6 protein-coding genes are annotated in these 6,345 nt (G+C 72.8%); 5 read left to right on the top strand and 1 reads right to left on the bottom strand.

The features are described 5' to 3' along the window. From CCN72_RS20920 to CCN72_RS20905, 4 genes are all read left to right on the top strand, one after another. The coding region (locus CCN72_RS20920; RefSeq protein WP_143664150.1) for a TatD family hydrolase at positions 1-545 on the top strand (545 nt) is incomplete at its 5' end. 109 nt (positions 546-654) lie between these two features. Next, the gene (locus CCN72_RS40685; protein ID WP_279630261.1) at positions 655-1,842 is read left to right on the top strand and encodes a resuscitation-promoting factor; all 1,188 of its coding nucleotides are present in this window, start codon (positions 655-657) and stop codon (positions 1,840-1,842) included. A gap of 52 nt (positions 1,843-1,894) precedes the next feature. Further along, positions 1,895-2,764: a 16S rRNA (adenine(1518)-N(6)/adenine(1519)-N(6))-dimethyltransferase RsmA gene (gene rsmA, locus CCN72_RS20910; RefSeq protein ID WP_037653773.1), complete on the top strand. Its 870-nt coding sequence runs from the start codon at positions 1,895-1,897 to the stop codon at positions 2,762-2,764. A 31-nt stretch (positions 2,765-2,795) separates the two neighbouring features. Continuing rightward, a complete protein-coding gene (locus CCN72_RS20905) occupies positions 2,796-3,689 on the top strand; it encodes a 4-(cytidine 5'-diphospho)-2-C-methyl-D-erythritol kinase (protein WP_086808841.1) in 894 nt (297 codons plus the stop codon). A gap of 14 nt (positions 3,690-3,703) precedes the next feature. On the opposite strand, the gene CCN72_RS20900 is transcribed toward CCN72_RS20905, so the two are convergent. After that, complete coding sequence (locus CCN72_RS20900; RefSeq protein ID WP_086808840.1) at positions 3,704-4,309, bottom strand: Uma2 family endonuclease; 606 nt, start codon at positions 4,307-4,309, stop codon at positions 3,704-3,706. Positions 4,310-4,454: 145 nt separating this feature from the next. Here CCN72_RS20900 and CCN72_RS20895 point away from each other — a divergent pair, with 145 nt between their 5' ends. After that, complete coding sequence (locus CCN72_RS20895) at positions 4,455-6,263, top strand: ABC-F family ATP-binding cassette domain-containing protein (RefSeq protein WP_086808839.1); 1,809 nt, start codon at positions 4,455-4,457, stop codon at positions 6,261-6,263. Positions 6,264-6,345 lie beyond the last annotated feature (82 nt).

Genomic DNA, 6,345 nt, shown 5'->3' with positions numbered 1-6,345 from the left:
TAATCGAGGCCGGTCTCGCCGCGCTGCCCCACGTCAGGGGCGTCGGCGAGACCGGCCTCGATTACTTCCGCACGGGCCCCGAGGGCAAGGAGGCCCAGGAGCGGTCCTTCCGCGCGCACATCGAGATCGCCAAGCGGCGCGGCAAGGCGCTCGTCATCCACGACCGCGAGGCGCACGCCGATGTGCTGCGCGTGCTCAAGGAGGAGGGCGCCCCCGAGCGCACCGTCTTCCACTGCTACTCCGGTGACGCCGAGATGGCGGAGATCTGCGCCCGCGAGGGCTACTTCATGTCCTTCGCGGGCAACGTCACCTTCAAGAACGCCCAGAATCTGCGCGACGCCCTCGCCGTCGCCCCGCTGGAACTGGTCCTCGTAGAGACCGACGCGCCCTTCCTCACCCCGGCGCCGTACCGCGGACGGCCCAACGCGCCGTACCTCGTTCCGGTCACCGTGCGCGCCATGGCCGCCGTACGCGGCATCGACGAAGACGCGCTGGCGACGGCCCTGAACACCAACACGGCCCGCGCCTTCGACTACCCGGCTTAGCCCCCCATTTCGTAGCGTTCCGTAGTCGCGTCACTTTGGAGAGTGACCGAGGCTCCGCTAGGTTCTGCCCCCGATCCGGACCTTTCGGCCCCCTGTGGAGCGTGTCGGCGTGAGCGGTAAACGGCGGTTGGAGACAGGCGCGTCGCCGGAGCGGCGCGGTGGCCGGCGTGCGCGCCGGCGCGGGGCGCGGGCGGCCGAACGGCCGGACTCCGTGGTGCGCCGGCTGCTGCCGCAGGCGCTGGTGGTGGCCTTCCTGGCCGGCGGCACCACCGCGTTCGTCGCGCAGGACCGGGCGATCCGGCTCGATGTCGACGGCCGGCCGCGGGCGCTGCACACCTTCGCCGACGATGTGCACGCGCTGCTCGCCGAGGAGGGCGTCCAGGTGGGCGAGCACGACCTGGTCGCGCCCGGCCCCGACACCCCGCTCGTCGGCGGCGACGCGATCGCGGTGCGCCACGGCCGCCCCGTGCGGCTCACCCTGGACGGCCGGCCGCACCAGGTGTGGACGACGGCGGGGACCGTGGACGGGGCGCTGCGGGAGCTGGGGGTGCGCGCGGAGGGCGCGTATCTGTCGGCCTCGCGCTCCCAGCGCATCGGCCGCGCCGGGCTCGCGCTCGATGTGCGCACCGAGCGGGCGGTCACGGTCATGGCCGACGGGCGGGCCCGCACCATCCGCACCAACGCGGCGACGGTCGGGGAGGCCGTCGAGGAGGCCGGGGTCGCCCTGGGCGCCGACGACACGCTCTCCGTCCCGGCCGACAGCTTCCCGCGCGACGGGCAGACCGTCACGGTGCTGCGGGTGACCGGGGGACGGGAGGTCCGCGAGGAGGAGATCCCGTTCCGCACCGAGCGGACGTACGACCCCACGCTGCTCAAGGGCACCGAGGTCGTCGCCAGCCCCGGGCGCCCCGGGCTGCGGCGGATCACATATCTGCTGCGCACGGTCAACGGAGTGCGCCAGGAGCCGCGCCGGGAGGGCACGGAAGTGGTGCGCAGGCCGCGGCGGCAGGTGGTGAAGGTCGGCACCAAGGCGGCGCCGCGCTCGGCCGCGGGGGTCGACGCGCTGAACTGGCACGGGCTCGCGGTGTGCGAGTCCGGCGGCGATCCGCACGCGGTGGACGCCTCAGGGACGTACGGGGGTTTGTACCAGTTCGACGCGCATACGTGGCACACGCTGGGGGGCACGGGGCTGCCCCAGGACGCGTCGGAGTCGGAGCAGACGTACCGGGCGAAGAAGCTGTACGCGCGGCGGGGGGAGAGCCCCTGGCCGCATTGCGGGGAGCGGCTGCACGGGTAGGTGCGGGGGGCGCTTGTCAGGGGCGCCCACCGGCGCCCCGTACCCTTGTCCCGTGAGTAGCCCCGCCCCCGACGCCCTCCTCGGCCCCGCCGACATCCGCGAGCTCGCGAGCGCGCTCGGTGTCCGGCCCACCAAGCAGCGCGGCCAGAACTTCGTGATCGACGCGAACACGGTCCGCCGTATCGTCCGCACCGCCGAGGTCCGCCCCGACGACACCGTCGTGGAGGTCGGCCCCGGGCTCGGCTCGCTCACCCTGGCGCTGCTGGAGGTCGCCGACCGCGTCACCGCCGTGGAGATCGACGACGTCCTCGCCGCCGCCCTCCCCGCGACCGTCGCCGCCCGGATGCCCGCCCGCGCCGACCGCTTCGCGCTGGTCCACTCCGACGCGATGGACGTCACCGAGCTGCCGGGCCCCGCCCCGACCGCGCTCGTCGCGAACCTGCCGTACAACGTCGCCGTCCCCGTGCTGCTGCACATGCTCGCCACCTTCCCGAGCATCGAGCGCACCCTGGTGATGGTGCAGGCCGAGGTCGCCGACCGCCTCGCCGCCGCACCCGGCTCGAAGGTGTACGGCGTCCCGTCCGTGAAGGCCAACTGGTACGCCGAGGTCAAGCGGGCCGGTGCCATCGGCCGCAATGTCTTCTGGCCCGCGCCGAACGTCGACAGCGGGCTCGTCTCCCTGGTGCGGCGCACCGAGCCGATCGCGACGACGGCCACGAAGCGGCAGGTCTTCGCGGTGGTCGACGCGGCCTTCGCGCAGCGCCGCAAGACCCTGCGGGCGGCGCTCGCCGGGTGGGCCGGTTCCGCGGCCGCCGCCGAGGCCGCCCTGGTCGCCGCCGGGATCTCCCCGCAGGCCCGCGGCGAGTCGCTGACGGTCGAGGAGTTCGCCCGTATCGCCGAGCACGCCCAGACCGGCGCCTGACGCCGGCCGCCCGCACAGTCCAAGGAGCGCAGTGAGCGTCACGGTCCGCGTCCCCGCCAAGGTCAACGTCCAGCTGGCGGTGGGCGCCGCCCGCCCCGACGGGTTCCACGACCTCGCCAACGTCTTCCTCGCCGTCGGCCTGTACGACGAGGTCACGGTCACCCCCGCCGACGAACTGCGCGTCACCTGCGCGGGCCCGGACGCCGCCCAGGTCCCCCTGGACCGCACCAACCTCGCCGCCCGCGCCGCCCTCGCGCTCGCCGCGCGCCGGGGCATCGAGCCGAACGTGCACCTCCACATCGACAAGGACATCCCCGTCGCCGGCGGCATGGCGGGCGGCAGCGCGGACGGCGCGGGCGCGCTGCTCGCCTGCGACAGGCTGTGGGGCACGGGTGCGTCACGGGCCGAACTCCTCGCGATCTGCGCCGAGTTGGGCAGCGATGTGCCGTTCAGCCTGGTCGGCGGTGCCGCGCTGGGCGTCGGCCGCGGGGAGCTGCTGACCGGCCTGGACGTCGGCGGCACGTTCCACTGGGTGTTCGCGATGGCCGAGCGCGGGCTGTCCACGCCGGCGGTCTTCCGCGAGTTCGACCGACTGGCCGAGGGCCGGGAGATCCCGGAGCCGGTGGCCTCGCAGGACCTGCTGGACGCCCTGGCCAAGGGCGACGCCGACGCGCTGGCGGCCGCCGTCACCAACGACCTCCAGCCGCCCGCCCTGTCCCTCTTCCCGGAACTGGCGGCCACCCTGGCGGCGGGCCGCGCCGCGGGGGCCCTCGCCTCGCTCGTCTCGGGCTCGGGCCCCACGACGGCCTTCCTCACCCGGGACGCCGCCACGGCCGAGAAGGTCGCGGCGGCCCTCACCGCCTCCGGCACCTGCCGCACGGTACGGACGGCGGCGGGACCGGTGGCGGGGGCGACGGTCCTCTAGGGACTCAGAGGGCCTCAGAGGGCGTCGATCTCGGTCAGGTCGATGTCGATGCCGTAGGGGACGGTGATCTTGACGTGGTCGTGGTAGACGCCGGTCAGGGCGTACGTGCCGGTGACCTTGCCGAGTTCGTAGACCTGGACGACGGGGTGGTCGTCCTCGCCCGCCATGTCGACCAGCCAGAAGTTGGGGATACCTGCCGCGGCGTACTTGCGCGGCTTGGTGTCGCGGTCGCGGGACTCGGAGTCGGGTGAGACGACTTCGACGGCGAGCAGGACGTCGGCCGCCTCGAAGCGAGTCTGGCGCCGGTCGGTGAGGGCTTCGCCACGGACGACGCAGATATCCGGCTCCGGGCCGTTGTGCTTGTCGAGCACGACGGTCATCTCCCGCGCGACCCTCATGTCGGACGGCAGAGTGCGGCGCAGACCGCTGACCAGCAGGTCGATGACTGCGACGCGAAAGTAGCGCTGCGGACTCACGAAAACCAGGATCCCGTCGATCATCTCGGTGTGTGGCGGGAGATCAGGCAGTGTGAACAAGTCGTCCACGGTGTAGCCATCGTGCGGCGGCACCGGCCAGTGGACCGGGTGCCCTGCGGACTCAGCGGTCCTGGTTTCTCCCATGAACGGGATCTTGCCGCCCGCCCTCGGGGCTAGCGGCCCGTTCCCGATCACGTCATCACAAAGAGTGACCATCCCCTCGCGCGTCACCCCCCACCCCCGAGGCCCTACGCTAGAAGGCTGACCGACCCCCGCGCACAGGAGTGAAATGGCCGTCAACCTGGTCAATGTCGAGAACGTCAGCAAGGTGTACGGCACCCGTGCCCTGCTGGACGGCGTCTCGCTCGGTGTGTCGGAAGGGGACAGGATCGGGGTCGTCGGCCGCAACGGTGACGGGAAGACCACCCTGATCCGGATGCTGGCCAAGCTGGAGGACGCCGACACCGGCCGTGTCACCCACTCCGGCGGGCTGCGCCTCGGTGTGCTCACCCAGCACGACTCGCTCGACCCCGCCGCCACCGTCCGCCATGAGGTGATCGGCGACATGGCGGACCACGAGTGGGCGGGCAACGCCAAGGTCAGGGACGTACTGACCGGCCTGTTCGGTGGCCTGGACCTGCCGGGCTTCCCCAAGGGGCTCGACACGGTCATCGGCCCGCTGTCCGGTGGCGAGCGGCGCCGTATCGCGCTGGCCAAGCTGCTGATCGAGGAGCAGGACCTGCTCGTCCTGGACGAGCCCACCAACCACCTCGACGTCGAGGGCATCTCCTGGCTCGCCCGGCACCTCCAGAACCGCCGCTCGGCGCTCGTCTGCGTCACCCACGACCGCTGGTTCCTCGACCAGGTCTGCACCCGCATGTGGGACGTGCAGCGCGGAGACGTGTACGAGTACGAGGGCGGCTACTCCGACTACGTCTTCTCGCGTGCCGAACGCGAGCGCATCGCCGCCACCGAAGAGGCCAAGCGGCAGAACCTGATCCGCAAGGAGCTGGCCTGGCTGCGCCGCGGCGCGCCCGCCCGTACCTCCAAGCCCCGCTTCCGAGTGGAGGCCGCCAACGAGCTGATCGCGGACGTGCCGCCGCCCCGCGACAGCAGCGAGCTGATGAAGTTCGCCTCCTCCCGGCTCGGCAAGACCGTCTTCGACCTGGAGGACGTCACCGTCCAGGCCGGCCCCAAGGTGCTGCTCAAGCACATCACCTGGCAGCTCGGCCCCGGCGACCGGATCGGCCTGGTCGGTGTGAACGGCGCCGGCAAGACCTCGCTGCTGCGCGCCATGGCCGAGGCCGCCCGCACCGGGGGCGAGACGCAGCCGGCCGGCGGCCGGGTCGCCGTCGGCCGGACGGTCAAGCTCGCCTACCTCTCCCAGGAGGTCGCCGAACTCGACCCCGCCTGCCGGGTCCTGGAGGCCGTGCAGCAGGTGCGCGAGCGCGTCGACCTCGGCAAGGGGCGCGAGATGACCGCGGGCCAGCTCTGCGAGACCTTCGGGTTCACCAAGGAGAAGCAGTGGACGCCGGTCGGCGACCTCTCCGGCGGTGAGCGCCGCCGCCTCCAGCTGCTGCGGCTGCTGATGGACGAGCCCAACGTCCTCTTCCTGGACGAGCCCACCAACGACCTCGACATCGAGACCCTCACCCAGCTGGAGGACGTCCTCGACGGCTGGCCCGGCTCGATGATCGTCATCTCCCACGACCGGTTCTTCGTGGAGCGCACCACGGACCGGGTGTTCGCCCTGCTCGGCGACGGCGCGCTGCGGATGCTGCCGCGCGGCATCGACGAGTACCTGGAGCGGCGCCTGCGCATGGAGGAGGCCGTCGCCGAGCGCAACGCCGCCGCGGCCCCCAAGCCGGCCACGCAGGAGAAGAGCGCCGCCGACCAGCGCGCCGCCAAGAAGGAACTCCAGAAGATCGAGCGGCAGTTGGACAAGGTCTCCGAGAAGGAGGCCAAGCTGCACACGCGGATCGCCGACAACGCGACGGACTTCGCGAAGGTGGCCGAACTGGACGCCCAGCTGCGGGAACTCGCCGGTGAGCGCGAGGAGCTGGAGCTGCGCTGGCTGGAACTGGCCGAGGACGCGTAGCACTTCGCCGCCGCGAATCAGCCAGTGCGGCGAACGGCCGCTCCCCGGCGCACGACGGCTCGCGCGTGCGCCGGGGAGCGGC

Source organism: Streptomyces murinus (assembly GCF_002154555.1).
Taxonomy (GTDB): domain Bacteria; phylum Actinomycetota; class Actinomycetes; order Streptomycetales; family Streptomycetaceae; genus Streptomyces; species Streptomyces murinus.
The sequence above is the reverse complement of the archived record's forward strand: the minus strand, read 5'-3'. Positions and strand labels throughout refer to the sequence as shown.

What these genes read in the sequence shown, in the direction of transcription:
- CCN72_RS20900 (WP_086808840.1), bottom strand. Translation starts at nt 4,309, where the DNA reads ATGGGAGAAACCAGGACCGCTGAGTCCGCAGGGCACCCGGTCCACTGG.
- CCN72_RS20895 (WP_086808839.1), top strand. Translation starts at nt 4,455, where the DNA reads ATGGCCGTCAACCTGGTCAATGTCGAGAACGTCAGCAAGGTGTACGGC.